A 26,732-nucleotide genomic window follows, 5' to 3' on the forward strand; every position below is an offset into this window, starting at 1 on the left:
CCATCATGAGAAAGTGCTGATGGCTGATTTTGTTGCGGTTATCCGCCGCGCCGTTGACGGTCTGGCGAACAACACGCCGGAGATGCGCGCGAAGGTCTATGACAAGGCTCGTGGCGCCGTTCAGCGGCAACTCGAGAACATGAAGCCGCGCCCGCCGGAAGACATGCTTCGCCGGCAGATGGAAAAGCTTGAAGCCGCGATCCTCAGCGTCGAAAGCGAACATGCAGAGGCATTGCCGGCGGAAGAGGATCTCGCCGTTGTCGATCCCTCGCGCGACCCCTTCGATGATGACGTGCCATCGGCAGCGCCCGTAGCGGCAGAAGCACCTGCGCCTGAAGCGGCAACGCCGGTTTCCGCAGAAGAGCCCGTTGAGCCGGTGCGGGATGAAGTGCCGGTTTATCATGCGGAAGAGCCTGCATCGGCCGAGGCCGATCCTGCAGAATCGGTTTCCGTAGTGGCTGAACCCGAACCGCAGCATTATCCCGAAGAAGAGGTCGCTGCCGCGGAACCGGCAGCGTCTCATGCTTACGAGGAGCCTCAGCATTACGACGCGGCGGAGCCGGCATCCGATACCGCCACGGAAGAGCCGGCCCAGCAATATGGTGACTGGCGCGACGATCTTCCGCCGGAAGAGGCGGCGCCCGCCGCCGCATCTGCCCCTGAGGATTACCATGATGTGCAGCCGGTTTCGCCGGCTGTTGAACCGTCTTACGACGAGGCACCGGAGCATGTCGCGGCGTATGAAGAGCGCGCGGCCGAGCCGGAAGAAGTGCCTTATGCGGAATCGGAGCGCGCGCCCGAAGCTGTCGCCGAGGCCTGGAACCAGCCGGAGCCGGTGCAATCCGAGCCTGTCGCTGATCCGTGGCTCGAACCGGAGCAGGTCGAGACCGGTGCGGCTGAGCCGGATCACGGCTTCCATCATCCGGCCGAGCCCGAACACGAGCCGGCGCCCGCCGAGCAGGCTGCCGCTCCCTGGGAGAATGACGCTTCCGAGCGTCCGGTCGTTGCACCGGCTGCCGGTGCGCCCGCCGTTGATGAATGGGGCTGGGAAGCGCAGGCACCCGCCGCAGCACCGGCGCACGAAGCCAAGTCCACCACCGATGTCGCGGCTGCCTGGGACGAGGTCCCGGAGCTTGTTCCAGCCGGTCCGACGGAGCCGGTGCATCAGGGCGCGCATGGCGCGACCGCCGAGGCACACTTTGACCCGGAAATGAACGTGCAGGCGGAATCTGTGCGTATGCCGCCGGTTTCCGATTTCCCTGAACTGTCTGCCGCGGCCCCTGCGGCAGCGGCTGCCGGTGTTGCTGGTGCAACGGGTGCAACCGCTGCCACCCCGGCCAACGACGACCCGTTCGCGGAATTCTTCGACCCGCAACCGAAGGCGGCGGAAGCCGAACCGGCCAAGGGCGATACCAAGCCGAAGACCGAGGCAAGTGACCCTTGGGGCGACCTGGAAGAGTTGATCGGTTTCTCCGGTGACCAGCCGGACCAGGCGAATGCCTCGCGCGGCACGCTGCACGGCGACGTTGATGCCGACGAACTGCTGGCAGCACCGGCCAAGCCTTACCGCGTTACGCCCGTGCGCAAGCGCAATTATGCCGGCATGCTGCTGGGCCTCGTTGGCCTGCTTCTCGTGGCCGGTGGCGGTTATGCGATCTGGATGAACCGCGACTCGCTCAATGATCTGGTCGAGGGACTGGTGCCTTCGGGCCAGGTCGCCACGCAGACCGCCGAGCAGACGCCATCCGCGCCTGAAACGCCTGCGGCCGATCCGGCGCCTGAGGCAGCGCAGACGACGCCACCTGCTAACGAGACGGCCGCAGCACCAGCGGCGCAGCAGCCGGCAACGCCTGCCGACAGCAACGCCAGTGCCGCAACGCCGTCGACAGCCGGTGCGGCTGACGGTTCCGTCGCGGGCGAGAAGTTCACGCAGCGTCTCATGGCAGACGGCAGCGAAATGGATGCAGGCCCCGGTGGCACCGGCGGGTTGGCGCAGAACGCCGAAGGGCAGTCTGTTGCCCAGCTGAATGCACCGCCGGCCCAACCCGCGCAGACGCCGCCTTCGGCGACGGACGCTGCGCCTGCCGATGAGACCCCGGCGGCAACGCCGTCCGATGCACCTGCGCTCGCTGGCGAAAAGATGTTCCTCTATGAGGAGCGGATCGGCCAGACGGCGCCGACGGCGATCGAAGGCGCTGTGTCGTGGTCACTGCAGCGTGAACCGGGCGAGAATGGGCGCCAGGAACCGGTCGTCCAGGGACGCCTCAACATCCCGGGCCGTGGCCTCACCGCTCTGCTGACCTTCAAGCGCAACACCGATCCGTCGCTGCCCGCGAGCCACCTGGTCGAGATCGTCTTCGCCGTCCCGGCTGATTTCGAGGGTGGCGCGATCGAGAGCGTCCAGCGGATCGCGATGAAGTCGACGGAGCAGGATCGCGGCAACGCGCTGATCGCGGTTCCGGCCAAGATCACCGACGACTTCCACATGATCGCGCTCAACGACTTCCCCGACGCGCGCAACACCAACCTGGAGCTTTTGCGCTCGCGCAACTGGATCGATATCCCGCTTGCCTATCGCAACGGCCGCCGTGCGCTGCTGACGCTCCAGAAGGGTGCCGACGGCGAACGGATCTTTGCGGACGCGATCAAGGAGTGGAGCGCCATGGCGCCCGCCAGCGGCCAGTAAGAAGAGTGGTGTCCTTCGCCTGAAGGACACCCTCGACCGGACAAAAGAAAAGGGGCTGCCTGAGGCAGCCCCTTTTTCGTACGTGTTGCTCTGACCGTAAGGTCAGGCGTCGACGACGCGAAGGGCGTTGGCCTGGGCCAGCGCCTCTTTCTGCACCGCGTCCTGCACCTTTTCAAAAGCGCGCACCTCGATCTGGCGCACGCGCTCGCGGCTGATGTCGAACTCCGCCGACAGTTCCTCGAGCGTGATCGGATCCTCGGCGAGGCGACGTGCCTCGAAGATGCGGCGTTCACGATCATTGAGCACGCTCAGCGCCTTGGACAGCATCCGGCGACGGGTCTCCAACTCGTCCTGTTCGATCAGGACTTCTTCCTGGCTGTCGTGGTCATCGACCAGCCAGTCCTGCCACTGTCCCGACTCGCCTTCCGTTGCCCGGATCGGGGCATTGAGCGAGGCGTCGCCGGACAGGCGGCGGTTCATGGAAACCACTTCCTCTTCGGACACATTGAGCTTGGTGGCGATTTCGGCGACCTGGTCAGGCTTCAGGTCACCTTCCTCGATCGCCTGGATTTTGCCCTTCAACCGACGCAGGTTGAAGAACAACCGCTTCTGGTTGGCAGTCGTACCCATCTTCACGAGAGACCACGAGCGCAGGATATATTCCTGGATCGAGGCCTTGATCCACCACATGGCATAGGTTGCCAGGCGGAAGCCGCGTTCCGGGTCAAACTTCTTGACGGCCTGCATGAGGCCAACATTCCCCTCGGATACGACTTCGCCGATCGGCAGGCCGTAGCCGCGGTAACCCATGGCGATCTTGGCAACGAGCCGCAGGTGGCTCGTCACGAGCTTATGGGCCGCGTCACGATCCCCGTGTTCGGCATAACGCTTGGCGAGCATGTATTCCTGCTGCGGCTCAAGCATCGGGAACTTGCGAATTTCATCCAGGTAGCGGTTGAGGCCGGCTTCACCGGCAGTGATGGAAGGCAAAGTATTTCGGGCCATAAAGCACCCCTTTCCGATCGTTGTCGGCTCCCTCTGGAACGATAGTCATGCACTTAAAGGCGAACCGATGTGGCGCGGATCTGTTCCGACCCCGCACCAACCCGTGTAACAAATAAGTGCGGCAGAACAGTGATTCAAGAGATCACGGGAGCGTTATATCATTACGTTTTGTTAATGCTTTTCGAACGGGAGGTCGCGCGGCAGGTGTCCGCGATGGCACCACGGGCGAGCGGTTTTCCTCACGCCCTCAGCGCGTCGATCAGCCGAGCAAGATCACCAGGCATAGGTGCTTCGAACTCCATCACTTCGCCAGTGCGCGGATGTTCAAATGCGAGCAAATACGCGTGAAGCGCTTGGCGGTGAAAACGGCTGACAGCGGCCCTCGCTTCATCCGGCAGGCGGTTCGCCTTGGTCTTGAAGCCGGCGGAGTAGTCCGGGTCTCCGATCAGCGGATGGCCGATATGGGCCATGTGCACCCTGATCTGGTGCGTGCGGCCGGTTTCGAGCCGGCATTCGATCAGCGAGGCGAGCGCAACCGCATCTGGCGTCTCGTGGAAACGCTCCAGCACTTCGTAATGGGTGATCGCCTCGCGGGCATCCTCGCTGTCCTCGCGCTTGACGGCACGCTTCGTCCGGTCGCTTCCCGAGCGTCCGAGCGGCACGTCAATCGTGCCCTTCAGGCCTGAGGGGCGGCCCCAGACCACGGCCTGGTAGGCGCGCTCCAGCGGTCCGGTGCGGCCGTGGTCAGCGAACTGGTCTGCGAGGTGCCGGTGGGCGATGTCGTTCTTCGCGACCACCATCACGCCGCTCGTTTCCTTGTCGAGGCGATGGACGATGCCTGGGCGCTTCACGCCGCCGATCCCCGACAGGCTGTCGCCGCAGTGGTAGATCAGCGCATTGACGAGCGTCCCATGCCAGTTGCCGGCGGCAGGATGCACGACAAGGCCAGCGGGCTTGGCGACCACGATCAGGTCGGCGTCCTCGTAAAGCACGTCGAGCGGGATGTTTTCGCCCTTCGGCTGCGGGTCCTCTGGTTCCGGAAGATCGAGCTCGATCACGTCGCCGACGTTGACCTTGCGCTTCGGCTCGGTCATCAGCTTGCCGTTCAGCGTCACCGCGCCCTGTTCGATCAGCGCCTTGATGCGGCTGCGCGAAAACTCGCCGGCAAAGACTGAAGCGATCCAGGCGTCGATGCGACCTTCGGCATCCTCGCCGGCAGTCAGTACTTTCCTCGGACGCTCTATCTGGGTAAAGGGGTCGTTCATTCAGCCATTCCGACAGCAATTCGAAGCAAGGACGTCTTCATGCCCCAACCGATGATCGAGGAACAGGAAGAGCCGCTTGATCCGGCGATGGAGAAAATCCGCCGGAAGATGATGCTTCTCATCCTCGTTTCGGGCGGTATCTTGTTTCTCTGCTTTATGGCGGTCCTCGGCGCCATTGTCTACAAGGTCTCGCAACGGCCGGCCGCACCGGCGGCTGCCACGCCATCGGGCGGCTTTTCCATTCCTGAAGGACAGCCGCTGGCGGCAACAGCCGAGCTTCCGGCCGGCTTTGCGATCCAGTCGGTATCCGGTACCGGCGGACAACTGACCTTCTACGGCACGCTCAACGGCACGCCGAAGGTGCTGCTGTTCGACATCAAGGCCGGTCGGGTAATTGCCGACATAACCGTCGCCATTCCGCAGTGAGGGAACTGATCCGCATCCATGAGGCGGACGACCCGCGGATCGCCGAGTTCCGGTCGATCCGCGAGCGCGATCTGACGGGCCGCGACAGCCGCTTCATTGCGGAAGGTACAGTTGTGCTTCGCATGCTGATCGGGGCGCATTGCGCAGGGGGTGATTTTGCGGCCGAAAAGCTGCTTCTCCTGGAAAACCGGGTGGAGGGGCTGGCGGCTCTCCTGCAGGAGCTTCCCGGAGAGGTGCCGGTTTATGTGGCGTCGCAGCCGGTGCTGGATGCCATTGCCGGCTTCCATTTGCATCGCGGCGTGCTGGCGCTCGGCCATCGCCGGCGTAACCCCGCTCCAGCACAACTGATCGAGAGCCTGCCGGCCAAGGCACTGGTCGTGGCCGCCTTTGGTATCTCGAACCACGACAATGTCGGCGCGATCTTTCGCAATGCTGCTGCCTTCGGGGCGGATGCGGTGCTGCTTGATGAGACCTGCTGCGACCCGCTTTACCGCAAGGCGTTGCGCGTTTCAGTTGGTGCGGTGCTCGCTGTGCCCTATTTCCGCGCAGGAAGCACAGCCGAGATCCTGACGACACTCGCTGGAGCAGGCTTCTCCATCTGGGGCCTGTCGCCTGCCGGAGCGGTGGAAATTCGCGAAGTGCCGGCGGCCGACCGCATGGTGCTGATCACCGGCACGGAAGGCGAGGGGCTGTCACCGGAGGTTCTTGCCCGCGTGAACACCGCCCGGATTGCGCAGGCACCAGGCCTCGATAGCCTCAACGCCGCGACGGCGACGGGTATCGCTCTTTACGGGATGGCGATGGCGCAAGGCCGCCTGTAGCTCAGCCGGCCGTGTCCTGCGCCTCGGCAAGCGCCTTCTTCGACTTCGCCGCAAGGCTTTCCCGCTGGCCGCTGCCTGACTTGCCGGAAAGGATCGCGTGGATCGGCGAGGTCGAGCCCTCGGAAATGGCGGTCAGTGCCACCATGTTGGCAGCGATCGACGCCAGTTCCTGGCGGATTGCCGCGTCATTGCTGCCGTCGGCGCTATAGATGCGTTCCGAGAGCGCCGTCGCCCGGTTGCGAGTGTCTTCGACCATCTCGGCGATCCGCGGCGTCGTTTCCGCAGCCTGTGCAATCAGCGCGTCCTCGCGGCCAGGCCCCTGCGGCAGTTCCTGCGCGCCCAGCGATTGGGAAACGGCGGCGATCTTGGATAGGTTGATCTCGGCATCGTCGGCCATGCTGTCGGTGACCGGAGCAGCGTTCGGGTTCAGCTTCTCGCGCAGGCGCAGGATTTCCTTCTGCCGGCGCTCCAGAACTGTCTCCTGATCGGCGCGGGCCGCAATCTCGCGATTGAGCTTGTCTTCGAGCCGCTTGGCGCGATCAGCTTCCTGGGCCAGGCGGGTTTCGGCATCCTTGGCGCGCGCCGTCTGGACCCGCAGGTCGTTGCGCAGCGTTTCGCGTTCGTCGCGCAGGCTTGCCAGCCGCAGCTTCAGGTTCTCCATCTCCGTGTCGCGGGTGGAGAGGTCGATGCGGAAGTTGTCGGCTTCGGCCATCATCATCTTCTGCCGCTGCCGCAACCCGTCGATTTCCTGCTCCTTGGCGGCAAGCGTTTCTTCCGTCTCCTCAAGGGCGGCTTTCAGCTGCTGGATATAGCTGTCTTCCTCGCGCAGGCGCGCCCGCATCTCCGCCGCTTCCTGGTCGAGGTTGTCGATCTGGTTGCGCAGTTCAGCGGCCTCGCTGTGGAGGCGCTTGGCTTCTTCCGACAGCCGATCGGCGCGCAGCTGCAGCGCCACGCCTTTTTCCCGCTCCTGGACCAGTTCCTGCTTGGTGCGAGCGTTTTCCGCCGCATAAACGGCGCGAGCCATGTCGCGCTGGGCGCGCACTTCCTGGGGGCTGATCGGCAGCGTCGCCTTGATGCGATTTTCCGTGTAGCGCACGATCCGTGAATGAACCGCCGGCGCGATCAGCATGACGAGGAGGGCGGCGCTCAGGAAGCCCAGGCCGAACAGGAGAGCAAATTGGATCACAACAACGCCGCTTCTTGATCTGTGTAGGTAAGGGCGTTCTGTTTAAGCACGCCAACCGCAGGGCAGCAAGCGCGGCAACGGTGACCCTCGAGTACTGGATGAGTGAGATGGTATTTCATGGATCCCCCGGCTGGCGACGGAAACCGCCGCAAGTGGGGAGATAATGCCAGACCTCAGAATGGGTTCCATGTCGGCGTCGGTGTCAGCTTGAGATAGCCGACATTGATGCCAAGCCGTGCACCAAGCCCGGTGCGGATCGGGACGAGAATGACATTGTTGTTACGCAGCACAGTCATGCCGACGCCGGCGACCACGAAGGCCGAGCCCGATACGCCGCCAAAGCGCGCATAAAGGCTGTTCACGGACGGAAGGTCGTAGACGAGCATCATGGCGCGGGTGCCCTGGCCGCCGTAGTCGATGCCAAGCGACGGGCCCTGCCAGAAGACGGGGTGCTGGCCGGCATTCTTCGTATAGAGCTCGCCTTCGCCATAGGTGAGACCAGCGATGAAGGCCCCGGAGCCTTCCTGGCCAAGGATATAGCCGTTCGGCAGGCCATATTGCGCAAAGGCATTCTCGACGACTTTTGCAAGGCCGCCGCTCGTATTGCCAAAGAAGCCGTGGCCGGCATCGACGATTTCCTGCACCGAATACTGGCTACCATTCTGTTGGGCGCTTGCGTGGCCGGCAAACAGTGCAGCAGCAATGGTCATCGCGGCAATGGCGAAACGGACAAAAGCGGAGGATGTCTGGACGCGCATTTTCAAATCCATCGATTGTGTCATCCGGGGCATAACCTTTCGCATCATGCTGAAAGTCGACATATCTTGCGGGCATGGTCTTAACAATCGGTTTACCAAAAGTGGTGTCATTATGACGCCAGCAATCGCACCATCCTCAAGCAACCTTGAGCGGCTAAGCGGGCGATAGAGGCAAGACGTTTCACAGGAGATACACATGCCGAAGAATCCCAACCTCACGCTGAGTGGGCCTGATCTCGCGGCACTTCTTTGCAGTCGCGTCTGCCATGACGTGATCTCGCCTGTTGGCGCCATCAACAACGGCCTCGAGCTCCTGGACGAGGGCGCGGCCGACAGCGACGCGCTTGATCTCATCCGCACCTCGGCGCTGAACGCCTCGGTTCGTCTCAAGTTTGCACGTCTTGCGTTTGGTGCTTCCGGTTCAGTCGGGGCCTCGATCGATACGGGCGAAGCGGAAAAGGCTGCCCGCGATTTCGCCACGGCCGAGAAGAAGACCGAAGTTACCTGGAGCGGCCCGCGCGCCATCATTCCGAAGAACCGCGTCAAGCTCCTCCTCAACCTCTTCCTCGTCGCCTATGCCGGTATCCCGCGCGGCGGCTCGGTCGATGTCGTGCTTGAAAACCCGGAATATGATGCGAAGTTCATCATCACCGTGAAGGGTCGTATGATGCGCGTGCCCGCCAAGTTCGTGGAAATCTCCACCGGCACGCTGGACGAGCCGATCGACGCGCACACCATCCAGCCCTATTACACGGTGCTCCTCGCCGAAGAGGCCGAGATGGAGCTGAAGCACATCGTCTCGGAAGACAAGATCGTTTTCATCGCCGAATCCATCAAGTCTGAAAAGACGGCCACCGAGTAACCATTCCTTAGCGACATCTGCCGCAATCTCTGCCCGACCATGAGCCCGTGAGCGATGGGCGGGCAGCGGATAGGGGTAGATGATGCAGCGTTTGATGATTGCGGACAGCTCCGACATCGTTCGCACCGTAGGCAAGCGCATCCTGACGGAGCTTGGCTTCCTTGTTGTGGAAGCCAGCAACTCGCTTGAGGCCGTCACCCGTTGCCGGACGGATCTTCCGGCCCTCCTCATCGTTGACGCCGCCATGGATGGCGCCCTGGACCTCCTCACCTCGGTTCGCGCAATGCCGAACGGCAAGAGTGTGCGCATCTTCTACTGCGTTATCGAGGCAGACCTCAAAAAGATGATGGTTGGCAAGCGTGCCGGAGCGGATGACTTCCTGCTCAAGCCGTTCGACCGCAAGATCCTTACCTCGGTCTTTGCACGCCTGGCACAGGCAGCCTGAAAATCTGACAGCGACATTTGCAAGACAGATATCGGCAGCGACGAGCCGCCGTTTCGTATCCAGCTTTCCAGGCGCTGGTACCGAAACGAAAAACGCCCGCCGGGATAACCAGGCGGGCGTTCGAAAAAGGGGATCGGCTCAGGCTCAGGCGGTTTCGGCGTATTCGGCGCCGTCCGGCTCGCGCAGCACATAGCCGCGACCCCAGACGGTTTCGATGTAGTTCGCGCCGCCGGCAGCGTTTGCGAGCTTCTTGCGGAGCTTGCAGATGAAGACGTCGATGATCTTCAGTTCCGGCTCGTCCATGCCGCCATAAAGGTGGTTGAGGAACATTTCCTTGGTGAGGGTCGTGCCCTTGCGGAGCGAAAGGAGCTCCAGCATCTGGTATTCTTTGCCGGTGAGGTGAACGCGCTGGCCACCGACTTCGACAGTCTTGGCGTCCAGGTTGACGATCAGTTCGCCGGTGATGATGATCGACTGCGCGTGGCCCTTGGAGCGACGGACGATCGCATGGATACGAGCGACCAGTTCGTCCTTGTGGAAGGGCTTCGTCATGTAGTCGTCGGCGCCAAAGCCGAGGCCGCGAACCTTGTCTTCGATGCCGGCCATGCCTGACAGGATAAGGATCGGCGTCTTGACCTTCGAGAGCCTCAGAGTGCGAAGCACTTCATAACCTGACATGTCGGGCAGGTTGAGGTCGAGAAGGATGATGTCGTAGTCGTAGAGCTTGCCGAGATCGACACCCTCTTCACCGAGATCGGTCGTGTATACGTTGAAGCTTTCCGATTTCAGCATCAGCTCGATGCTCTGGGCAGTCGCGCTGTCATCTTCGATGAGTAGAACCCGCATAATTTTCCCCTTTACCGCCGCGCAAGGTGTTCATGCCCCCTTACTCGTTACGGATCCAGACTGTGCCTGATTTGGAAGCTGCCACTAAATGGTTAACAAATTATGAGCCCCCCTGACAAGGTGCATCATTTCATTAAGCAAAATTAGTATCAGCCTGTTTTCCTTTACGGATTGGCCATCACCAGACTGACTCAACGGACGAGGAAATCCCGCTAAGTGATTCAAGCGACTCAACATTGTCGCGGCCGATTTTCGGCCCTGGCATTTACCGACCCTTAAACGATCGGCCCTATCATTAATGATGCCTGTAAATGAAAGGTTAATCCGGGGAGCCAATTATTAACCCCTCGGAAAGAATTCGAACCGGAGTGTAACAAACCGGATACAGGTCTGGGTCTCGCTATCCATGAGGTATTGCGTATGAAGTCGCGTGACAGTCTGGTTCGCCTGAAGAGCTTTCAGGTCAACGAAAAACGCCGGCAGCTCCAGCAGCTGCAGATGATGATGGCCGAGTTCGAGCGGATGGCCAAGGAACTCGAGCATCAGATCACGGTCGAGGAAAAGAAGTCGGGCATTACGGACCCGAATCATTTTGCTTACCCGACCTTTGCAAAGGCTGCGCGCCAGCGCGCCGACAATCTGCAGGTGTCGATCCGGGAACTGAAGGTCCAGCAGGACGCGGCCGAACTCGCGCTCGAGGAAGCCGAAGCAGAACTCGCAAAGGCATCCGCGCTCGAGGAGAGGGACGGCGGCATGCGGGCTCGCGCCTGACCGGCCGCAAGCCCGACCTTCCTATCTCAACACTGATGTCACGAGGCTGTGCCTCGTGCAGCTTTTTGTCAGTTCATGATCCCGGCAGCCAAGACCGGGCTCACCGCAGCACGTCCTGCCATTCGGGATGACGCTCCGCCTGGCCCTTGAAGAAGGTGCAGAGCGGTATGATCTTCCAGCCGCCCTTGCGCGCGGCTTCCACGGCATGGTCCGCCAGTGCCTGGCCGACACCTTTCCCACGAAGTTCGACCGGAACGCCTGTATGATCGACGATGATCAACTCCGGCGAGGCGCGGGAATAGGTCATTTCGGCGACGTGACCATCGACTTCAGCCAGGTAACGGCCGCCGGACTTCGTCTCTTCATGCGTGATGTTCATCATCAGCCCTCGATTTGCTCCAGCTTTGTTTAGTATGGTCACGACCGAACGGAAATAGCGGGCGGGGTAACGGCATGGGGCGGGATCGATGAAACTAGGAAAATGGCTGGCCCCGGTTCTGTTTACCCTCGCTGTCGTCTGCCTCGGGCTTGGCCTGTTTTTGCCGATCATCCGCTTCGAGAAGCTCTACTTCTTCTCTGACGAGCCATCGCTGATCGAGCTCGTGGCGGCACTGATCGAGGAGGACGATCTTCTTCTTGCCCTGGTCGTTGGCCTGTTCTCGATCGTGTTTCCGGTGCTGAAGCTGATGGCGATTGGCCTTCAGATGACGGGAGGGCAGGGCGATGGCCATGTCATGCGTGTCATGCCGCATCTGTCAAAATGGTCGATGATGGACGTGATGCTGGTCGCGATCGTCATCGTGGCGGCGAAAAGCAGTGGCGTCGCGAGTGCGACCGCCCAGCCGGGGCTCTGGTTTTATGCCGCCTCGGCCGTGATTGCCGGCTTTCTGCCGAGCCTTGTCGGCGGCCGGTCAGGCGGACGCGGGATGTGAAAAATGCCGCTGCAAACCTGCGGCGGCATTTTTCATTCCCCAGCACTGTACGTCAGGAGGAACCTGTCGGGTCGGTCCTAATGGCGATATTGTTGGATGCGCGTGGTGCGCAAGCCGGCAAGGCCATGGTCGTTGATGGACGCCTGCCAGGAAAGGAATTCTTCGACCGTCAGCGTGTAACGCTCACAGGCTTCTTCCAAGCTCAATAGGCCACCACGAACCGCGGCTACCACCTCTGCCTTGCGGCGAATGACCCAGCGGCGCGTATTGGCCGGCGGGAGATCCGCGATCGTCAGGGGGCTGCCATCGGGTCCGATGACATATTTAACTCGAGGACGTATCATTTCGGTCATTGGACTCTCTACACAACACAAGACCACGTCCGAGAGCCTAGCCCGGCAGATTTAACATTTGACTAAACAGGTTCGCGCATTTGTTCCCACTTCTACGGAAAGTCGCACTGTTGTGGAACAAATCCGGCGACCTCCCGGAAAAGCGGGCTTTTCAGGGCTCAAATGAGCAGGATAGAAAGCTCCGTCTTGCCGGCGCCGGCCTCGAAAGTCGCTGATCCTGCATGTCCTAGCGTCAGAAAATCACCGGCAGACAGCGCAAAAATTCCGGTGGACGACTGGGACTGGGAACCACCGGAGGTGCCGACCAAGGTCAGGATCGGTTGGGTGCCGTTCACCAGCAAGGTTGTTGTATACCCGAACGAAGAGGCTGCCCTGACCTGCAATGAGACAAGGTAGAGCCCATCCACCGGCACGACGACACGGTTGCCGCCACCGGCCGTCGATGCCCCCAGCGTGACGCCGCCCTGGTCGACCGCGAAATCGGTGAAGCCGCTTTGCTGTCCATCGGTCGGTGTAAAGCTGAACCCGGACCTGAACAGGCGGGCGGCCGGCTGTTGCGGCCGGGTCACGTGACCGGCGGGTGATATATGAAGTGCGGTTTTCCAGATCGAGCCATCACTCAACTTGATCGAGAAGGCGTCGTCCCCCGCAAGACCCATCTCGGCGCGGCCGCTCCAGTTCGTCTGGAACAGCAGCGAGGCGGTGTCTCCTGAAGCAGCCTTGTTCACCTTGATCTGGTGCCCCTGGCCAGCGTGATTGAACAGGCTGGCTGGGGAGGAGACGGCGAGCCGGTTGCTCTCGTCGGCGGTGGCGTTGATGCCAAGTTCGGTAAAATCGGCGCGGTCGGGCAGGGGGATCTCCTGCCATCCGGCATCGGCATAGACCTTCAGGCGATCTTCCTCCGTGAACCAGGCGCGCCAGCCGGTTTTCGGGTGCAGGTAATTCCAGACGCCGTCCTGCCAGGCGGCAATCTTGCCTGCTTGGTCGGCCCAGGCCCCCGTCGCCCCGGTCGCGATCGCGTAACAACGTCCATCCGCCGGTGACTCGGGTGGCGCCGCACGTTCTTCCGCGATCGTCAGATGCACAAGCGCGTCAAGCGCCAGCAGTGCCTCATTATGAGTCACGTGTTTTTGTGCCTGCGACGGCAGGATGAAGGGCATCTTCAGATTCGTCGTGCTGTCCGCCATGGGGCTCTCCGCTGTTGTTCGCGGGAAAGTCTATCGCTGCCGCGGGAGGCGGGGATGATTGCGGGCTTAAGTCATTGATATTCGGTGGAACAAGCTCTCGAATATCCACGCAGTCGCAGCTTAGTCTATCATGGATAGAGATGTGTGCGGCGCACAATAAACAGCCGCAAGGTGCCGATTTTTTGGATTTTCTGACCGAGATGGCGTCAGATTGTTGAGAAGTGCCCAGATTTCGACAGCACTCCGGCTTTTTGTCTTCACATTTCATGCGAAACCGTTATGCAATGCGGCAAGAACGCAAGAACCCGCAAGGGACAGCAATACAAGAGATGCGCCCATTCGAGGATCGCATCCGGGGGAAAGTGTATGGATTACTTTATCCAGCAGCTCATCAACGGGCTGACTCTTGGGTCCATCTATGGCCTTGTCGCTATTGGCTATACGATGGTTTACGGCATCATCGGCATGATCAACTTCGCCCATGGTGACATCTTCATGCTCGGCGGCTTCGCCGCTCTCATCGTCTTCCTGATTCTCACATCCTTTTTCGCCGGCATCCCGGTGGCACTGCTTCTCCTGCTGATGCTCGTCGTCGGCATGTTGATGACGGGGTTGTGGAACTGGACGATCGAGCGCATGGCCTACCGGCCGCTGCGCGGTTCGTTCCGCCTGGCGCCACTGATCACCGCGATCGGCATGTCGATCGTGCTGTCGAACTTCATCCAGGTCACGCAGGGTCCGCGCAACAAGCCGATCCCGCAGCTCGTCTCGGACGTCTACCATATCGGTGCGATCACCGTTTCGCTGAAGCAGATCCTGATCGTCGTGATTACCGGCATCCTGCTTGCCGCCTTCTGGTACATCGTCAACAAGACGCCGCTTGGCCGTGCCCAGCGTGCCACCGAACAGGATCGCAAGATGGCGGCCTTGCTCGGCGTCGACGTCGACCGTACGATCTCCGTCACCTTCGTGATGGGTGCAGCGCTCGCCGCTGTCGCCGGCTCCATGTATCTGATGTATTATGGTGTCGCATCGTTCAACGACGGCTTCATCCCGGGCGTCAAGGCGTTTACGGCGGCCGTTCTCGGTGGCATCGGCTCGCTTCCGGGCGCTGTGCTCGGCGGTCTGCTGATCGGCCTCATCGAGTCGCTGTGGTCGGCGTATTTCACGATCGCCTATAAGGATGTCGCGACGTTTGCGATCCTCGCTTTCGTGCTGATCTTCAAGCCCACGGGTATCCTTGGGCGGCCGGAAGTGGAGAAGGTATAATCATGAACGCCGCTTCCGAAACCGGTTCGACGAACATCATGTCCAAGGCATTGCGCGAAGCCGCTTTCGCGGGTGCCATCGCCTTCGGCATGTTCCTGCTGTTCGTCGGCATCGAAACCTACCAGGACATCGACAACAGGCTTGTCTGGCGCACCCGCTGGGGGCTGCTGGCGATCTTCGTGATCATCGCTGCCGTCGGCCGCTTCGTCACCGTCGGCTTCATCCGGCCGCATATCGACCGTCGCAAGCTCGCCAAGGCGAAAAGCGGCGTGCTGGAGATCTCCGAGGAGAAGGGCTTCTTCCATCGCCACTTCCTCAAGATCGCGCTGATTGCGCTGCTGATCTATCCGCCTATGTCGGTGATGCTGTTCGGGCCCCAGGGTTCGCTGAAGTACGTCGACAACTTCGGTATCCAGATCCTCATCTACGTGATGCTTGCCTGGGGTCTCAACATCGTGGTTGGCCTCGCCGGCCTGCTCGACCTCGGCTACGTCGCCTTCTACGCGGTCGGCGCCTATTCCTACGCGCTCCTGTCGTCCTACTTCGGCTTGTCCTTCTGGGTGCTGCTGCCGCTCGCGGGTATTCTTGCCGCGATGTGGGGCGTTATCCTCGGCTTCCCGGTGCTGCGCCTGCGCGGTGACTACCTTGCCATCGTGACGCTCGCGTTTGGTGAAATCATCCGCCTCGTTCTCCTGAACTGGACAGACGTCACCAAGGGCACGTTCGGCATCTCCGGCATCGCAAAGGCCTCGGTGTTCGGCATCTGGTCGTTCAATGTCGGTGCGCCGGACTATTTCCCGAAAGCACTCGGCCTGGCCACATCCTCGGCCTGGTACAAGATCTTCCTGTTCTACGTGATCCTGGCGCTCTGCATGCTCACAGCCTACGTCACCATCAGGCTGCGCCGGATGCCGATCGGCCGTGCATGGGAAGCGCTGCGCGAAGACGAGATTGCCTGCCGTTCGCTCGGCATCAACACCGTCACCACCAAGCTCACTGCCTTCGCAACAGGCGCGATGTTCGGCGGCTTTGCCGGCTCCTTCTTCGCAACCCGCCAGGGCTTCGTTTCGCCGGAAAGCTTCGTCTTCCTGGAATCGGCCGTCATCCTGGCGATCGTTGTTCTGGGCGGTATGGGCTCGCTCACAGGTATCGCCATCGCGGCCGTTGTCATGGTCGGCGGCACCGAACTTCTGCGCGAGATGGAATTCCTGAAGCTGATCTTCGGACCAGACTTCACGCCGGAACTCTACCGCATGCTGCTCTTCGGCCTGGCGATGATCATCGTCATGCTCTTTAAGCCCCGCGGTTTTGTCGGTAGCCGACAGCCCACCGCCTTCTTGAAGCAGCGCAAGGCAGTCTCCGGAAGCTTTACCAAGGAAGGTCACGGTTGATGACCTTCGGAACAGACATGATGACGTCCAATACTACTGGCGACACCCTTCTCAAGGTCGAGCACCTGTCGATGAAGTTCGGTGGTCTGATGGCCATCAACGACCTCTCCTTCGAAGCCCGGCGCGGCGAGATCACCGCGCTGATCGGCCCGAACGGAGCCGGCAAGACGACCGTCTTCAACTGCATCACCGGCTTCTACAAGCCGACGATGGGCATGATCACGCTTCGGCAGCGGGACGGGAAGGAACATCTTCTCGAGCGTTTGAACGATTTCGAGATCACCAAATCCGCCAAGGTTGCCCGTACCTTCCAGAACATCCGGCTCTTTTCGGGCCTGACCGTGCTGGAAAACCTGCTGGTGGCGCAGCACAACGCGCTGATGAAGGCGTCCGGCTACACCATTCTCGGCCTGCTTGGCCTGCCGGCCTATCGCAATGCGGCCAAGGCTGCGATCGACAAGGCAAGCTACTGGCTGGAGAAGGCGGAACTCATCGATCGCGCCGACGACCCGGCCGGCGACCTTCCATATGGCGCGCAGCGTCGTCTCGAGATCGCCCGTGCCATGTGCACCGGTCCCGAACTCCTTTGCCTCGACGAGCCTGCCGCGGGCCTCAATCCGCGTGAATCGGCGGCGCTTAACACGCTTCTCTACGCGATCCGCGACGAGGGCGTTTCGATCCTGCTGATCGAGCACGACATGTCTGTCGTCATGGAGATCTCGGATCACGTCGTGGTGCTGGAATACGGCCAGAAGATTTCTGACGGGACGCCAGATCACGTGAAGAACGATCCGAAGGTCATCGCCGCCTATCTCGGTGTCGAGGATGACGAGGTGGAAGAGGTAATTGCAGTGGAACTCGAGGGAGGCGATCACTGATGGCCGGTGAAGCGCTTCTTAAGGTGCAGGGCGTCGAAACCTATTACGGGAACATTCGCGCGCTTGCAGGTGTCGATGTCGAGGTCAACCGCGGCGAGATCGTCAGTCTCATCGGCGCCAACGGCGCCGGCAAGTCTACCCTGATGATGACCATCTGTGGCAGCCCGCAGGCGCGCCACGGCCAGGTGATCTTCGACGGCGAGGACATCACCAAACTTCCGACCCATCTGATCGCGCGCAAGCGCATTGCCCAGTCGCCCGAAGGCCGGCGCATCTTCCCGCGCATGACGGTGCTGGAAAACCTGCAGATGGGTGCCAATCTCGACAACCTGAAATTCTTCAAGGAAGACGTCGAGAAGATCTTCACGCTGTTTCCGAGGCTCAAGGAGCGTCAGAGCCAGCGTGGCGGTACGCTGTCAGGTGGCGAGCAGCAGATGCTGTCGATCGGCCGAGCACTGATGGCGCGTCCGAAGCTTCTCCTGCTGGACGAGCCCTCGCTCGGTCTCGCACCGCTGATCGTCAAGGGCATCTTCGAGGCGATCAAGAAACTGAACACGGAAGAGGGGCTCACCGTGTTCCTCGTCGAGCAGAACGCCTTTGCCGCGCTCAAGCTTTCCGACCGGGCTTACGTCATGGTCAACGGCAAGGTCACCATGTCGGGATCGGGCAAGGAGCTTCTCGCCAATCCGGAAGTGCGTGCGGCTTATCTCGAAGGCGGAAGGCATTAGGAGTTCGACATGCAGGGACTTTTCTTTGAAGAAGCCGATGGCGTGCACTTCGTGCTCCGCTTCCTGGTGCTGCTCCTCGGCTTCTGGACGGCATGGCGCACCGGCAAGGCCGTGGCCGAGGGCTGGAGCGGGCTTGGCACGGTCGTCGTCTACACGCTGCTCCTCGCCATCGTAATGCGTTTCATGCATTTCGCGCTGTTCGAGGGGCCGTTCATCAACGCCACCTACTACCTCCTCGACGTGGTGGTGTTGCTGGTGTTTTCGATTGCCGGCTTTCGCATCCGCAGGACGCGCCAGATGGTGCAGAACTACTACTGGCTGTACGAGCCGACTTCCGCTTTCGGGTGGAAGAAGAAGCATTGACAGCTTGAGTTTTCTGCCCTCAGATTGCTCCAGGTCAATCCAAGAACTGGAACCTGAGGGAACAATTACCGGGACGATCATGGTGGGTATCGTCCTGGCTAACTAACTCGACCCGCTTAAAAAAACTGGGAGTAAATCAATGAAGAAGTCTCTTCTTTCGGCTGTTGCGCTGACCGCCATGGTCGCTTTCAGCGGCAGCGCATGGGCTGATATTCTCGTTGGCGTTGGCGGTCCGGTCACCGGCCCGAACGCGGCCTTCGGCGCACAGCTCCAGAAGGGTGCTGAACAGGCTGCTGCAGACATCAACGCTGCCGGCGGCATCAACGGCGAGATGATCAAGATCGTTCTCGGCGACGACGTATCCGACGCCAAGCAGGGCGTTTCGGTTGCCAACAAGTTCGCGTCCGATGGCGTGAAGTACGTCATCGGCCACTTCAACTCCGGCGTTTCGATCCCGGCTTCGGAAGTCTACGCTGAAAACGGCATCCTCCAGGTGAGCCCTGCCTCGACCAACCCGGTCTTCACCGAGCGCGGCCTGTGGAACACGTTCCGTACCTGCGGCCGTGACGACCAGCAGGGCGGCGTTGCCGGCAAGTACATCGTCGACAACTTCAAGGACGGCAAGATCGCCATCGTTCACGACAAGACGCCTTACGGCCAGGGTCTTGCCGACGAAACCAAGAAGGCCATGAACGAAGCTGGCCTCAAGGAAGTCATCTACGAAGGCGTAACGCCGGGCGACAAGGACTATTCGGCTCTGATCGCCAAGATGAAGCAGGCTGGCGTCACGCTGGTCTACTGGGGCGGTCTGCATACCGAAGCTGGCCTGATCATGCGCCAGATGAAGGACCAGGGCATCCAGGCTCCGATGATGTCGGGTGATGGTATCGTTTCGAACGAACTTGCTTCGATCGCTGGCGACGCTGTTGACGGCACGCTTATGACGTTTGCTCCGGATCCGCGCAAGAACCCGGCTGCGACCGAACTCGTTGAGAAGTTCCGCAAGTCTGGCTTCGAGCCGGAAGCCTACACGCTCTACGCCTACGCTGCCCTCCAGGTTATCGCACAGGCTGCGGAGAAGGCCGGCACGACCGAAAGCGAAAAGGTTGCCGAAACCATCAAGTCTTCCGGTCCGTGGAAGACCGCGATCGGCGAACTCGGCTTCGACGAAAAGGGCGACATCACCCGTCCGGACTACGTCATGTACAAGTGGGGCAAGGGCGCCGACGGCAAGTACACCTACACCGAGATGTGATTTCGGCCATCTGGCCAGATCTCTCGATCTTTTGGAGAAGCCCGGTATTGCCGGGCTTTTTCGCGTTCAGGCATGACGGTGAGGGCCGGGCGGAGCATGCCATCGGAACATTCGCCGCGAAAACGGGTTGGTTTCTGCACAACAGGAGAACAGCCCCATGTCATTGCACGTCTCAGATATCAAAGGCACCATCACCAGCTTCCTGGTCGAGGTAGGCCTCGCAGACCCGGAAAAGGTCGTCGCGAATGAGGCGCACCCGCCGCTGCTGACCCGGGAGCAGGAGCTTCTTGTCCAGTGCTACCGGTCGGGCCAGATCGACGCTGACCAGTGGCGGATCCATCTGGAAGAAGATCCGGCGCTCGCTGCATATTTTGCCTCCGGCGTCACCCACTGACGCGGACTGTGACGGAATCCAGTGCCTGTAGACATGGGCACTGGTCATCCTTGACGCTCTTCCCTTAAACCTCAGTTCGCCGCAGAAGGTAGTCGAGCCCGCCGACGCGGAACCAGCGATAGCCATAGGCGTCGAGCAGGAGCTTGTGCTTGCCGTTCTCGTCCGCCTCGGTGTTGGCGTGGTCGGCGATGTCGATCAGTTTGTTCCCGTGCTCCTCCAGCCCGACGTCGAAGGTCACTTCGATCGGCACCGAGTTGAGGTTATGGATCAGCAGCACAGAGTTGCCGCGCCAGTCATACCGCAGCGCCAGCACGCCCTTGTCGCTCGTCTCGACCGGCGTGCAGACGCCGACGCCAATCTCGGGCGCTTCCTTGCGCATGCGGATCAGCCGCTCCGTCCAGTTGAGGAGAGAGTTCGTTTCCCGGCGCTGATGCGCCACGTTCAGGTGCTCAAAGCCGAACGGGCCGCCGCTGATCACCGGCAGCACCGGCTTGTTGCTCTTCGTGAAACCGCCATGCGGTTCGTCCGACCATTGCATCGGCGTGCGGGCGCAGTTGCGCTCGGGTAGCGACAGGTCGTCACCCATGCCGATCTCGTCGCCGTAGCGGATCACCGGGGTTCCGGGCAGCGAGAACATCAGGCTGTAGGCGAGTTCCAGCCGCCGCCGGTCATTCTGCAGCATCGGCGCCAGGCGCCGGCGGATGCCGCGATCGTAAAGCTGCATGTCCTTGTCCGGCCCGAACTCCTGGAACACCTTCTGGCGCTGCTTTTCCGTCAGGCGCCCAAGGTCGAGTTCGTCGTGGTTGCGCAGGAATAGGCCCCACTGACCGGTTGCCGGCCGGTCCCGCGTCTCATTGATGGCCTTGGCAAGTGGCTCGGCATCGGCTGCCGCCAGTGCGTAGAACATCGCCTGGTTGACGTGGAAGTTGAACATCATCTGCATGCGGTCGCCATCGTCACCGAAATATTTCAGCGTTTCCTTCGGTACCACATTGGCTTCCGCCAGAATGACGGAGTCACCCTGGCGCCACTGCAGGAATTCGCGGAAGGTCCGCAGCATGTCGTATTGAGGCTTGGATTTGGTGACCTCGGCGCCTTTCTCGTCGATCACGAAGGGAACGGCATCCATCCGGAAGCCGGACACGCCGAGCTGGATCCAGAAACCCATGATCTTCAGGATCTCCGCCTGCACATGCGGGTTCGCGGTGTTGAGGTCCGGCTGGAACTTGAAAAAGCGGTGGAAGTAATACTGCTTGGCCTTCTCGTCATAGGTCCAGGTGGTTTTCTGCACCCCGGGAAAGACCATGCCTTCGTCGGCATTGGCCGGCTTCTTGTCCGACCAGACATACCAGTCGCGGTAGAACGAGTTCGGGTCGGTGCGCGCGTCTTGGAACCAGGGATGCTGGTCGGAGGTGTGGTTGACGACGAGGTCGATCAGCACGCGGATGCCGCGCTGCTTCGCGCCATGGGTGAACTCCACGAAGTCGCCCAGCGTGCCGTAGCGTGGATCGACATTGTAGTAGTCGGACACGTCATAGCCGTCGTCCTTCTGCGGGGAGACCTGGAAAGGCATCAGCCAGATCGCCGTGACGCCGAGACCCGCGAGGTAATCGAGACGTCGTTGCAGCCCCTGGAAGTCCCCGACACCGTCGCCATTGGCATCCATGAAGGTCTCGACGGACAGGCAATAAATGACGGCGTTCTTGTACCAGAGGTCGTTGATCACGCGGTAGCTCCTAGGATGGGGGTCCCGGGGGCAATCCGTTTATCGCGATTTTGTTCCAGGAGCAGAAGCGGTCGCCATTTCCGGCCGGGATCACCTGCGTGAAGCGGCTGCCGTTAGGAATGTGTCAACGAAGATGGCAAGACTGTGCCGTTATACCTGAGAACGATGGCAGATGCGGCAGAAACGCGGCAAACCAGGCGTGTATATCGCCAGTATTTACTGGTGAATGTTTGGGGCAGGGTGCAACAAATCGTTCCTGTTAAAGGCTTTTTAGCTGTGTTAGATACACTGCATCGGACGGGTTGGGCACACTGATCCAGTCAGGGCATGTACCCCGCATATAACGAACACACAGCACCCACCATGAGGCGTTGATGGCTTTTGCTTGCGTTGCCGGTACCTTCTCACGTTCAGCTCTCGCACGCAGTTTTGCCGTTGGAGCTGTTTTTTTTGGCGCCATGACCGGCGGCGCTTTTGCAGGTTGCGGCCAACCTCTTCAACCAGGCCGTCACGTAATGACGATCGAGACGGATGATGGCGCGCCGCGCCGTGCAGTCTATTTCATTCCTTCTGGTTACACCGGCAAGGACAAGGTCCCTGTTGTTTTCGATCTCCATGGTAGCCATAGCAATCCTGAATCCCAGCTGAACAGAAGCTCCTGGGATAAGGTTGCGGAGAAAAATGGCTTCATCGCCGTCGCCTTGCAGGGCAGCCTACCGGGTAACGCCTCCGGAACCTATGCCTGGAACGTCCCTTACGTGACGACCCAGGAAGGTGGCCGCGACGAGATCGGCTACATCCACGCCGCGATCGATACGGTGAAGGAGCAGTTCTGCGTGGATCCGTCGCGGATTTATGCCTCCGGTTATTCCGGTGGCGGACGCATGTTGTCCGCCTTCCTCTGCTCCGGACAGGACGTGTTCTCGGCTGCTGGCTTCGTTCATTCGCTGCGCGCCGGCCGCCCGGTGCAGAGCGATGGCAAGTGGGAGCCGGACAAGACCAACTGCAGCCCGGCCAAGCCCATCTCGATCATCGCCTTTGCGGGTGTGAAGGACCACGCGAACCCCTATGGCGGTGGCGGCAAGGCTTATTGGCAGTACAGCTTCAAAACGGCCGTGCAGCGCTGGACGGAGCTTGATGGCTGCACCGGCAACGGCGACTCCAAGAGAGCCGACGGCGTGATCTTCAGCCTCTACGGCACCTGCAAGAACGGCGCGCGCATCGCGGCCTATACCTTCGAAAACGGCGGCCACGAATGGCCAAAGCCTGCTCCGGCGACGGAAGCGGTGCTTGCAGCCGCAAAGGATAGCGCGGCGAGCGTCACCAAGGTTGCAGCGGTTGCCCCGAGCAAGCCTTCGTTCGAAACGAATATTGATCCTGCCTCGCGGATGTGGGAGTTCTTCGGCAAGGCCGACAGCACGGATGTGATTGCCACTGCCTCTCCCGCGAAGGGCGGCGCAACGCCCAAGTCTGGCACAGCCGTTGCATCGGATTGCCAGATGCAGGCGGAGCTTCAGGGGACATCGTGCAGCAGCAACCAGCCGATCGATATGCGCCGCAGCGGGCAAGGGGCAAAGGGCGCCTTGTAACCAAGGCTTTCGGCGGGCGCACGCGGCTTGCCGAATTATTCCAGGAAGGCTGCGCAAAAATTCGCCTTCCGGAAACGTTTTCGCCTGAAATGGAGGCGATCCTCATCAATACGTCAGGGGGACTGACGGGCGGCGACGTGATCGAATGGTCCGTCGCCGCCGCGGCTTCCACCCGGCTTTCGGTGACGACGCAGGCGAACGAAAAGATCTACAAGGCATCCGCCGATACCGCCTCGGTTTCCACCCGGATTTCCGTCGGGCCAAGCGCATCGGTGCATTGGCTGCCACAGGAAACCATCCTCTTCGACCAGGCGTCGCTGACGCGGCGGCTTGATGTCGAGCTTTCCGATACTTCCGAATTCCTGGCCGTGGAGGCCGTTCTGCTTGGCCGCAAGGCAATGGGCGAGGCCGTTGCCAACGGCACGTTTCGCGACCGCTGGCGCATCCGCCGCGATGGCCAACTTCTCCATGCCGAAGACATGAAGCTCGAGGGCGAGATTGAGCGCCTGACCCGGGCGACGGCGGTGCTCTCCGGCCAGGTCGCCTTCGCGACACTCTTCTATGCCGGGCCACTGACCGACGCGCTTCTTCCGAAGCTGCGTGCGTGCCTGGAAGGTACGGCCGGTGGCGCCAGCACCTGGAACGGCAAGATCATCGCGCGCCTTGTTGCCGCCGATGGATATGCCCTGAGGAAAATCCTGACACCGGTAATTTCCGTATTGCGTAACGGCGCTCCAGTGCCGAAAGTCTGGAACATCTGACCTTGCCGAACCTGCATCCCGAAGCGGTATCCCAATGAACCTGACGCCACGAGAAAAAGACAAGCTGCTGATTTCCATGGCAGCCATGGTTGCCCGTCGCCGGCTGGAGCGCGGCGTGAAGTTGAACTACCCGGAAGCGATCGCCCTGATCACCGACTTCGTCGTCGAAGGCGCGCGTGACGGCCGTTCGGTTGCGGACCTGATGGAGGCCGGTGCGCATGTCATCACCCGCGACCAGGTGATGGAAGGCATCCCCGAGATGATCCACGACGTGCAGGTCGAGGCGACGTTTCCCGACGGCACCAAGCTTGTCACCGTCCATGAACCGATCCGTTAACGCGTTGGGAGATTGATTCGTGATCCCTGGTGAAGTCATTGCCGCAACAGGTGAAATCGAGCTGAATGCCGGCGCGCCGACCGTCACGATCGAGGTGTCGAATACCGGCGATCGCCCGGTTCAGGTCGGCAGCCACTACCATTTCTATGAGACCAACAACGGCTTGGTCTTCGATCGCGAGAAAGCACGCGGCATGCGGCTTGATATCCCCGCAGGCACGGCGGTGCGGTTCGAGCCCGGCCAGACGCGGCAGGTAACGCTCATCCCGCTGTCGGGTCGCCGTGCCGTTTACGGTTTCCAGCAGAAGATCATGGGTGCCTTGTGAAACGGGTCCTTTTCCTGCTCGGCGTGTTTGCCGGCATCTCGTACGTGCCGGCCGTGGCGCAGCAGCCGCAGATGAACTGCGAGGACCCGCAGAAGCAGATCGAGATGACCATGTGTGCCGGTGAAGACCTCGCCGAAGCCGACCGCGCGCTAAACGCCGAATACCAGGCGCTGCGCAAGTTGACGAAGGCGCGTGATGCCGATGCCGGGGAAGGGCAGGCGGGTTTTGACACGGCGCTGGTGAAGGCGCAGCGTGCCTGGGTGGCTTATCGGGATTCCTGGTGCGAGGCCTTCGCTTATCAGGCGCATGGCGGCACCATGGAGCCGCAACTCAATGCCGAATGCCAGGCTGAACTGACGCTCAAGCGCACCGACGAACTCAAGGCTCTCGCCGACAATCTCTAGACCGGTCGTTGCAGACGATGACCCGACCCGCTTTGACAAGGTAGACCGCCCATGCCCCACAAGATGTCCCGAGCGGCTTATGCCTCCATGTTCGGCCCCACCACAGGAGACAAGGTGCGTCTCGCTGATACCGAACTCTTCATCGAGGTGGAGAAGGACTTCACCACCTATGGCGAAGAGGTGAAGTTCGGCGGCGGCAAGGTGATCCGCGACGGCATGGGCCAGAGCCAGGCGACGCGTGCCGAGGGAGCAGTGGATACCGTCATCACCAATGCGCTGATTGTCGACCATAGCGGTATCTACAAGGCTGATGTGGGCCTCAAGGACGGGCGCATCCATGCCATAGGCAAGGCCGGCAATCCGGATACGCAGCCGGGCGTGACGATCATCGTGGGTCCATCGACCGAAGCAATCGCGGGCGAGGGCAAGATCCTGACGGCCGGCGGCATGGATGCGCATATCCACTACATCTGCCCGCAGCAGATCGAGGAGGCGCTGATAAGCGGCGTCACCTGCATGCTCGGCGGCGGCACCGGCCCGGCGCACGGCACGCTCGCCACCACCTGCACCGGCGCCTGGCACATCGAGCGGATGATCGAGAGCTTCGATGCCTTCCCGATGAACCTCGCCCTTGCCGGCAAGGGCAATGCCTCGCTGCCGGCACCGCTGGAGGAAATGATCCTTGCGGGGGCATCGTCTCTGAAGCTGCACGAGGACTGGGGCACGACGCCGGCGGCGATCGACAACTGCCTCACCGTCGCCGACCAATACGACGTGCAGGTGATGATCCACACCGATACGTTGAACGAAAGCGGCTTCGTGGAGGACACGATCTCCGCCATCAAGGGCCGCACCATCCATGCGTTCCACACCGAGGGCGCGGGCGGCGGGCACGCACCCGACATCATCAAGGTCTGCGGCAACCCCAACGTCATCCCGTCATCGACCAATCCGACCCGGCCCTATACGGTCAATACGCTCGCTGAGCACCTCGACATGCTGATGGTCTGCCATCACCTGTCACCGTCGATCCCGGAAGATATCGCTTTTGCCGAAAGCCGCATCCGCAAGGAGACGATCGCGGCTGAAGACATCCTGCACGACATCGGCGCCTTTTCGATCATCTCCTCGGACAGCCAGGCTATGGGCCGCGTCGGCGAGGTCGCGATCCGCACCTGGCAGACCGCCGACAAGATGAAGCGCCAGCGCGGCCAGCTGAGGGAAGAGACCGGCGATAACGACAATTTCCGCGTCAAGCGCTACATCGCCAAATACACGATCAATCCGGCCATCGCCCATGGCGTGTCGCATGAAATCGGGTCCGTCGAAGTCGGCAAGCGCGCCGACCTCGTGCTCTGGAGCCCGGCCTTCTTTGGGGTGAAGCCGGAAATGGTGCTGCTGGGCGGGTCGATTGCCGCGGCGCCGATGGGCGATCCGAACGCGTCGATCCCGACGCCGCAGCCGATGCATTACCGGCCGATGTTTGCTGCTTACGGGAAGCTGCGCACAAACTCTTCCGTTACCTTCGTTTCCCAGGCGTCGCTGGATGGCGTGCTTGCGCAGCGGCTTGGCGTCGCCAAGAAACTGGTCGCTGTGAAGAATGTGCGCGGCGGCATCGGCAAGGCATCGATGATCCATAATTCGGCCACCCCGCATGTGGAGGTCGATCCGGAAACCTATGAAGTGCGCGCCGATGGCGAACTGTTGACTTGCCAACCGGCCACCTTGCTGCCCATGGCGCAGCGCTACTTCCTGTTCTAAGGACACCT

The 26,732-nt window shown here is 61.2% G+C and carries 29 protein-coding genes; 20 read left to right on the plus strand and 9 right to left on the minus strand.

Features of this window, described 5'->3' with window-relative positions; genetic code table 11:
- The first annotated feature begins 19 nt into the window (after positions 1-19).
- The gene (locus M0654_RS19380; protein ID WP_248684483.1) at positions 20-2,686 is read left to right on the plus strand and encodes a hypothetical protein; all 2,667 of its coding nucleotides are present in this window, start codon (positions 20-22) and stop codon (positions 2,684-2,686) included.
- Positions 2,687-2,788: 102 nt separating this feature from the next.
- Here M0654_RS19380 and rpoH read toward each other — a convergent pair whose 3' ends face one another.
- Both rpoH and M0654_RS19390 read right to left on the minus strand, forming a co-directional pair.
- Positions 2,789-3,691 carry an RNA polymerase sigma factor RpoH gene (gene rpoH / locus M0654_RS19385; protein WP_248684484.1) on the minus strand — a complete coding sequence of 301 codons (903 nt, stop codon included), beginning with the start codon at positions 3,689-3,691 and terminating at the stop codon, positions 2,789-2,791.
- Between the two features lie 239 nt (positions 3,692-3,930).
- Entirely contained in the window at positions 3,931-4,956 is a 1,026-nt protein-coding gene (locus tag M0654_RS19390; RefSeq protein WP_248684485.1) for an RluA family pseudouridine synthase, read from the minus strand.
- Between the two features lie 39 nt (positions 4,957-4,995).
- On the opposite strand from M0654_RS19390, the gene M0654_RS19395 reads away from it, so the two are divergent.
- Positions 4,996-5,382 (plus strand): hypothetical protein, encoded by a 387-nt coding sequence (locus tag M0654_RS19395; RefSeq protein ID WP_248684486.1) that lies wholly within the window; start codon positions 4,996-4,998, stop codon positions 5,380-5,382.
- A complete protein-coding gene (locus M0654_RS19400) occupies positions 5,379-6,203 on the plus strand; it encodes a TrmH family RNA methyltransferase (protein ID WP_248684487.1) in 825 nt (274 codons plus the stop codon). Before M0654_RS19395 ends, M0654_RS19400 begins: the two co-directional genes overlap by 4 nt.
- A 1-nt stretch (position 6,204) precedes the next feature.
- Here M0654_RS19400 and M0654_RS19405 read toward each other — a convergent pair whose 3' ends face one another.
- Together M0654_RS19405 and M0654_RS19410 are read right to left on the minus strand one after the other, a co-directional pair.
- Positions 6,205-7,389: a hypothetical protein gene (locus M0654_RS19405; protein ID WP_248684488.1), complete on the minus strand. Its 1,185-nt coding sequence runs from the start codon at positions 7,387-7,389 to the stop codon at positions 6,205-6,207.
- A 173-nt stretch (positions 7,390-7,562) separates the two neighbouring features.
- Positions 7,563-8,099 (minus strand): DUF1134 domain-containing protein, encoded by a 537-nt coding sequence (locus M0654_RS19410; protein ID WP_245450471.1) that lies wholly within the window; start codon positions 8,097-8,099, stop codon positions 7,563-7,565.
- Positions 8,100-8,343: 244 nt separating this feature from the next.
- On the opposite strand from M0654_RS19410, the gene chpT reads away from it, so the two are divergent.
- Together chpT and M0654_RS19420 are read left to right on the plus strand one after the other, a co-directional pair.
- Positions 8,344-9,009, plus strand: a complete 666-nt coding sequence (gene chpT, locus M0654_RS19415; RefSeq protein ID WP_248684489.1) for a histidine phosphotransferase ChpT — start codon at positions 8,344-8,346, stop codon at positions 9,007-9,009.
- 82 nt (positions 9,010-9,091) lie between these two features.
- A complete protein-coding gene (locus M0654_RS19420; protein ID WP_248684561.1) occupies positions 9,092-9,454 on the plus strand; it encodes a response regulator in 363 nt (120 codons plus the stop codon).
- Positions 9,455-9,598: 144 nt separating this feature from the next.
- Here M0654_RS19420 and ctrA read toward each other — a convergent pair whose 3' ends face one another.
- Entirely contained in the window at positions 9,599-10,300 is a 702-nt protein-coding gene (gene ctrA, locus M0654_RS19425) for a response regulator transcription factor CtrA (RefSeq protein ID WP_046794530.1), read from the minus strand.
- A 420-nt stretch (positions 10,301-10,720) separates the two neighbouring features.
- Between ctrA and M0654_RS19430 the strand changes: the two genes are divergently transcribed.
- Positions 10,721-11,071, plus strand: coding sequence for a flagellar export protein FliJ (locus M0654_RS19430; protein ID WP_118850287.1), 351 nt, complete (start codon positions 10,721-10,723; stop codon positions 11,069-11,071).
- A gap of 100 nt (positions 11,072-11,171) precedes the next feature.
- On the opposite strand, the gene M0654_RS19435 is transcribed toward M0654_RS19430, so the two are convergent.
- The gene (locus M0654_RS19435; protein WP_248684562.1) at positions 11,172-11,450 is read right to left on the minus strand and encodes a GNAT family N-acetyltransferase; all 279 of its coding nucleotides are present in this window, start codon (positions 11,448-11,450) and stop codon (positions 11,172-11,174) included.
- Positions 11,451-11,538: 88 nt separating this feature from the next.
- Between M0654_RS19435 and M0654_RS19440 the strand changes: the two genes are divergently transcribed.
- Positions 11,539-12,003 carry a paraquat-inducible protein A gene (locus tag M0654_RS19440; RefSeq protein ID WP_248684490.1) on the plus strand — a complete coding sequence of 155 codons (465 nt, stop codon included), beginning with the start codon at positions 11,539-11,541 and terminating at the stop codon, positions 12,001-12,003.
- Between the two features lie 77 nt (positions 12,004-12,080).
- Here the strand turns inward: M0654_RS19440 and sciP are convergent, their stop codons facing one another.
- Together sciP and M0654_RS19450 are read right to left on the minus strand one after the other, a co-directional pair.
- Entirely contained in the window at positions 12,081-12,356 is a 276-nt protein-coding gene (gene sciP / locus M0654_RS19445) for a CtrA inhibitor SciP (protein ID WP_062455190.1), read from the minus strand.
- Positions 12,357-12,514: 158 nt separating this feature from the next.
- Complete coding sequence (locus M0654_RS19450) at positions 12,515-13,543, minus strand: DUF2793 domain-containing protein (RefSeq protein WP_248684491.1); 1,029 nt, start codon at positions 13,541-13,543, stop codon at positions 12,515-12,517.
- Between the two features lie 366 nt (positions 13,544-13,909).
- Here M0654_RS19450 and M0654_RS19455 point away from each other — a divergent pair, with 366 nt between their 5' ends.
- From M0654_RS19455 to M0654_RS19485, 7 genes are all read left to right on the plus strand, one after another.
- Entirely contained in the window at positions 13,910-14,812 is a 903-nt protein-coding gene (locus M0654_RS19455; RefSeq protein WP_118850284.1) for a branched-chain amino acid ABC transporter permease, read from the plus strand.
- A 2-nt stretch (positions 14,813-14,814) separates the two neighbouring features.
- The gene (gene livM, locus M0654_RS19460) at positions 14,815-16,203 is read left to right on the plus strand and encodes a high-affinity branched-chain amino acid ABC transporter permease LivM (RefSeq protein ID WP_118850283.1); all 1,389 of its coding nucleotides are present in this window, start codon (positions 14,815-14,817) and stop codon (positions 16,201-16,203) included.
- Entirely contained in the window at positions 16,203-17,081 is an 879-nt protein-coding gene (locus M0654_RS19465) for an ABC transporter ATP-binding protein (RefSeq protein WP_118850282.1), read from the plus strand. Before livM ends, M0654_RS19465 begins: the two co-directional genes overlap by 1 nt.
- Entirely contained in the window at positions 17,081-17,809 is a 729-nt protein-coding gene (locus M0654_RS19470) for an ABC transporter ATP-binding protein (protein WP_248684492.1), read from the plus strand. Before M0654_RS19465 ends, M0654_RS19470 begins: the two co-directional genes overlap by 1 nt.
- 9 nt (positions 17,810-17,818) lie before the next feature.
- Positions 17,819-18,172 (plus strand): DUF6867 family protein, encoded by a 354-nt coding sequence (locus M0654_RS19475; protein ID WP_248684493.1) that lies wholly within the window; start codon positions 17,819-17,821, stop codon positions 18,170-18,172.
- 139 nt (positions 18,173-18,311) lie between these two features.
- Positions 18,312-19,427 (plus strand): branched-chain amino acid ABC transporter substrate-binding protein, encoded by a 1,116-nt coding sequence (locus tag M0654_RS19480; protein ID WP_118850279.1) that lies wholly within the window; start codon positions 18,312-18,314, stop codon positions 19,425-19,427.
- Between the two features lie 157 nt (positions 19,428-19,584).
- Entirely contained in the window at positions 19,585-19,821 is a 237-nt protein-coding gene (locus tag M0654_RS19485) for a hypothetical protein (RefSeq protein ID WP_118850278.1), read from the plus strand.
- Positions 19,822-19,885: 64 nt separating this feature from the next.
- On the opposite strand, the gene M0654_RS19490 is transcribed toward M0654_RS19485, so the two are convergent.
- Positions 19,886-21,547, minus strand: a complete 1,662-nt coding sequence (locus tag M0654_RS19490) for an alpha-amylase family protein (protein WP_248684494.1) — start codon at positions 21,545-21,547, stop codon at positions 19,886-19,888.
- A gap of 515 nt (positions 21,548-22,062) precedes the next feature.
- Here M0654_RS19490 and M0654_RS19495 point away from each other — a divergent pair.
- Genes M0654_RS19495 through ureC form a run of 6 tightly spaced genes read left to right on the plus strand, consistent with a single transcriptional unit; the run spans position 22,063 to position 26,724 of the window.
- Entirely contained in the window at positions 22,063-23,136 is a 1,074-nt protein-coding gene (locus tag M0654_RS19495) for an alpha/beta hydrolase family esterase (protein ID WP_248684495.1), read from the plus strand.
- Entirely contained in the window at positions 23,073-23,897 is an 825-nt protein-coding gene (locus tag M0654_RS19500; RefSeq protein WP_248684496.1) for an urease accessory protein UreD, read from the plus strand. Before M0654_RS19495 ends, M0654_RS19500 begins: the two co-directional genes overlap by 64 nt.
- Before the next feature lie 34 nt (positions 23,898-23,931).
- Positions 23,932-24,234, plus strand: coding sequence for an urease subunit gamma (locus M0654_RS19505; RefSeq protein ID WP_118850274.1), 303 nt, complete (start codon positions 23,932-23,934; stop codon positions 24,232-24,234).
- A 19-nt stretch (positions 24,235-24,253) separates the two neighbouring features.
- Positions 24,254-24,559: an urease subunit beta gene (locus M0654_RS19510; protein ID WP_248684497.1), complete on the plus strand. Its 306-nt coding sequence runs from the start codon at positions 24,254-24,256 to the stop codon at positions 24,557-24,559.
- Positions 24,556-24,963 carry a lysozyme inhibitor LprI family protein gene (locus tag M0654_RS19515; protein WP_248684498.1) on the plus strand — a complete coding sequence of 136 codons (408 nt, stop codon included), beginning with the start codon at positions 24,556-24,558 and terminating at the stop codon, positions 24,961-24,963. Before M0654_RS19510 ends, M0654_RS19515 begins: the two co-directional genes overlap by 4 nt.
- A 51-nt stretch (positions 24,964-25,014) precedes the next feature.
- Positions 25,015-26,724 carry an urease subunit alpha gene (gene ureC, locus M0654_RS19520; protein WP_248684499.1) on the plus strand — a complete coding sequence of 570 codons (1,710 nt, stop codon included), beginning with the start codon at positions 25,015-25,017 and terminating at the stop codon, positions 26,722-26,724.
- Positions 26,725-26,732: the final 8 nt, after the last annotated feature.

The organism is Neorhizobium turbinariae (genome assembly GCF_023223505.1).
Taxonomy (GTDB): Bacteria; Pseudomonadota; Alphaproteobacteria; order Rhizobiales; family Rhizobiaceae; genus Neorhizobium; species Neorhizobium turbinariae.

Excerpts from the sequence above, each read along its gene's own strand:
- livM (WP_118850283.1), top strand. The coding sequence starts at position 14,815 with ATGAACGCCGCTTCCGAAACCGGTTCGACGAACATCATGTCCAAGGCA.
- M0654_RS19455 (WP_118850284.1), top strand. The coding sequence starts at position 13,910 with ATGGATTACTTTATCCAGCAGCTCATCAACGGGCTGACTCTTGGGTCC.
- M0654_RS19420 (WP_248684561.1), top strand. The coding sequence starts at position 9,092 with ATGCAGCGTTTGATGATTGCGGACAGCTCCGACATCGTTCGCACCGTA.
- M0654_RS19390 (WP_248684485.1), bottom strand. The coding sequence starts at position 4,956 with ATGAACGACCCCTTTACCCAGATAGAGCGTCCGAGGAAAGTACTGACT.
- M0654_RS19505 (WP_118850274.1), top strand. The coding sequence starts at position 23,932 with ATGAACCTGACGCCACGAGAAAAAGACAAGCTGCTGATTTCCATGGCA.
- M0654_RS19450 (WP_248684491.1), bottom strand. The coding sequence starts at position 13,543 with ATGGCGGACAGCACGACGAATCTGAAGATGCCCTTCATCCTGCCGTCG.
- M0654_RS19485 (WP_118850278.1), top strand. The coding sequence starts at position 19,585 with ATGTCATTGCACGTCTCAGATATCAAAGGCACCATCACCAGCTTCCTG.
- ureC (WP_248684499.1), top strand. The coding sequence starts at position 25,015 with ATGCCCCACAAGATGTCCCGAGCGGCTTATGCCTCCATGTTCGGCCCC.
- rpoH (WP_248684484.1), bottom strand. The coding sequence starts at position 3,691 with ATGGCCCGAAATACTTTGCCTTCCATCACTGCCGGTGAAGCCGGCCTC.
- M0654_RS19480 (WP_118850279.1), top strand. The coding sequence starts at position 18,312 with ATGAAGAAGTCTCTTCTTTCGGCTGTTGCGCTGACCGCCATGGTCGCT.
- M0654_RS19395 (WP_248684486.1), top strand. The coding sequence starts at position 4,996 with ATGCCCCAACCGATGATCGAGGAACAGGAAGAGCCGCTTGATCCGGCG.
- M0654_RS19380 (WP_248684483.1), top strand. The coding sequence starts at position 20 with ATGGCTGATTTTGTTGCGGTTATCCGCCGCGCCGTTGACGGTCTGGCG.
- chpT (WP_248684489.1), top strand. The coding sequence starts at position 8,344 with ATGCCGAAGAATCCCAACCTCACGCTGAGTGGGCCTGATCTCGCGGCA.
- M0654_RS19495 (WP_248684495.1), top strand. The coding sequence starts at position 22,063 with ATGACGATCGAGACGGATGATGGCGCGCCGCGCCGTGCAGTCTATTTC.
- M0654_RS19465 (WP_118850282.1), top strand. The coding sequence starts at position 16,203 with ATGACCTTCGGAACAGACATGATGACGTCCAATACTACTGGCGACACC.
- M0654_RS19410 (WP_245450471.1), bottom strand. The coding sequence starts at position 8,099 with ATGACCATTGCTGCTGCACTGTTTGCCGGCCACGCAAGCGCCCAACAG.
- M0654_RS19475 (WP_248684493.1), top strand. The coding sequence starts at position 17,819 with ATGCAGGGACTTTTCTTTGAAGAAGCCGATGGCGTGCACTTCGTGCTC.
- M0654_RS19470 (WP_248684492.1), top strand. The coding sequence starts at position 17,081 with ATGGCCGGTGAAGCGCTTCTTAAGGTGCAGGGCGTCGAAACCTATTAC.
- sciP (WP_062455190.1), bottom strand. The coding sequence starts at position 12,356 with ATGACCGAAATGATACGTCCTCGAGTTAAATATGTCATCGGACCCGAT.
- M0654_RS19440 (WP_248684490.1), top strand. The coding sequence starts at position 11,539 with ATGAAACTAGGAAAATGGCTGGCCCCGGTTCTGTTTACCCTCGCTGTC.
- M0654_RS19435 (WP_248684562.1), bottom strand. The coding sequence starts at position 11,450 with ATGAACATCACGCATGAAGAGACGAAGTCCGGCGGCCGTTACCTGGCT.
- ctrA (WP_046794530.1), bottom strand. The coding sequence starts at position 10,300 with ATGCGGGTTCTACTCATCGAAGATGACAGCGCGACTGCCCAGAGCATC.
- M0654_RS19430 (WP_118850287.1), top strand. The coding sequence starts at position 10,721 with ATGAAGTCGCGTGACAGTCTGGTTCGCCTGAAGAGCTTTCAGGTCAAC.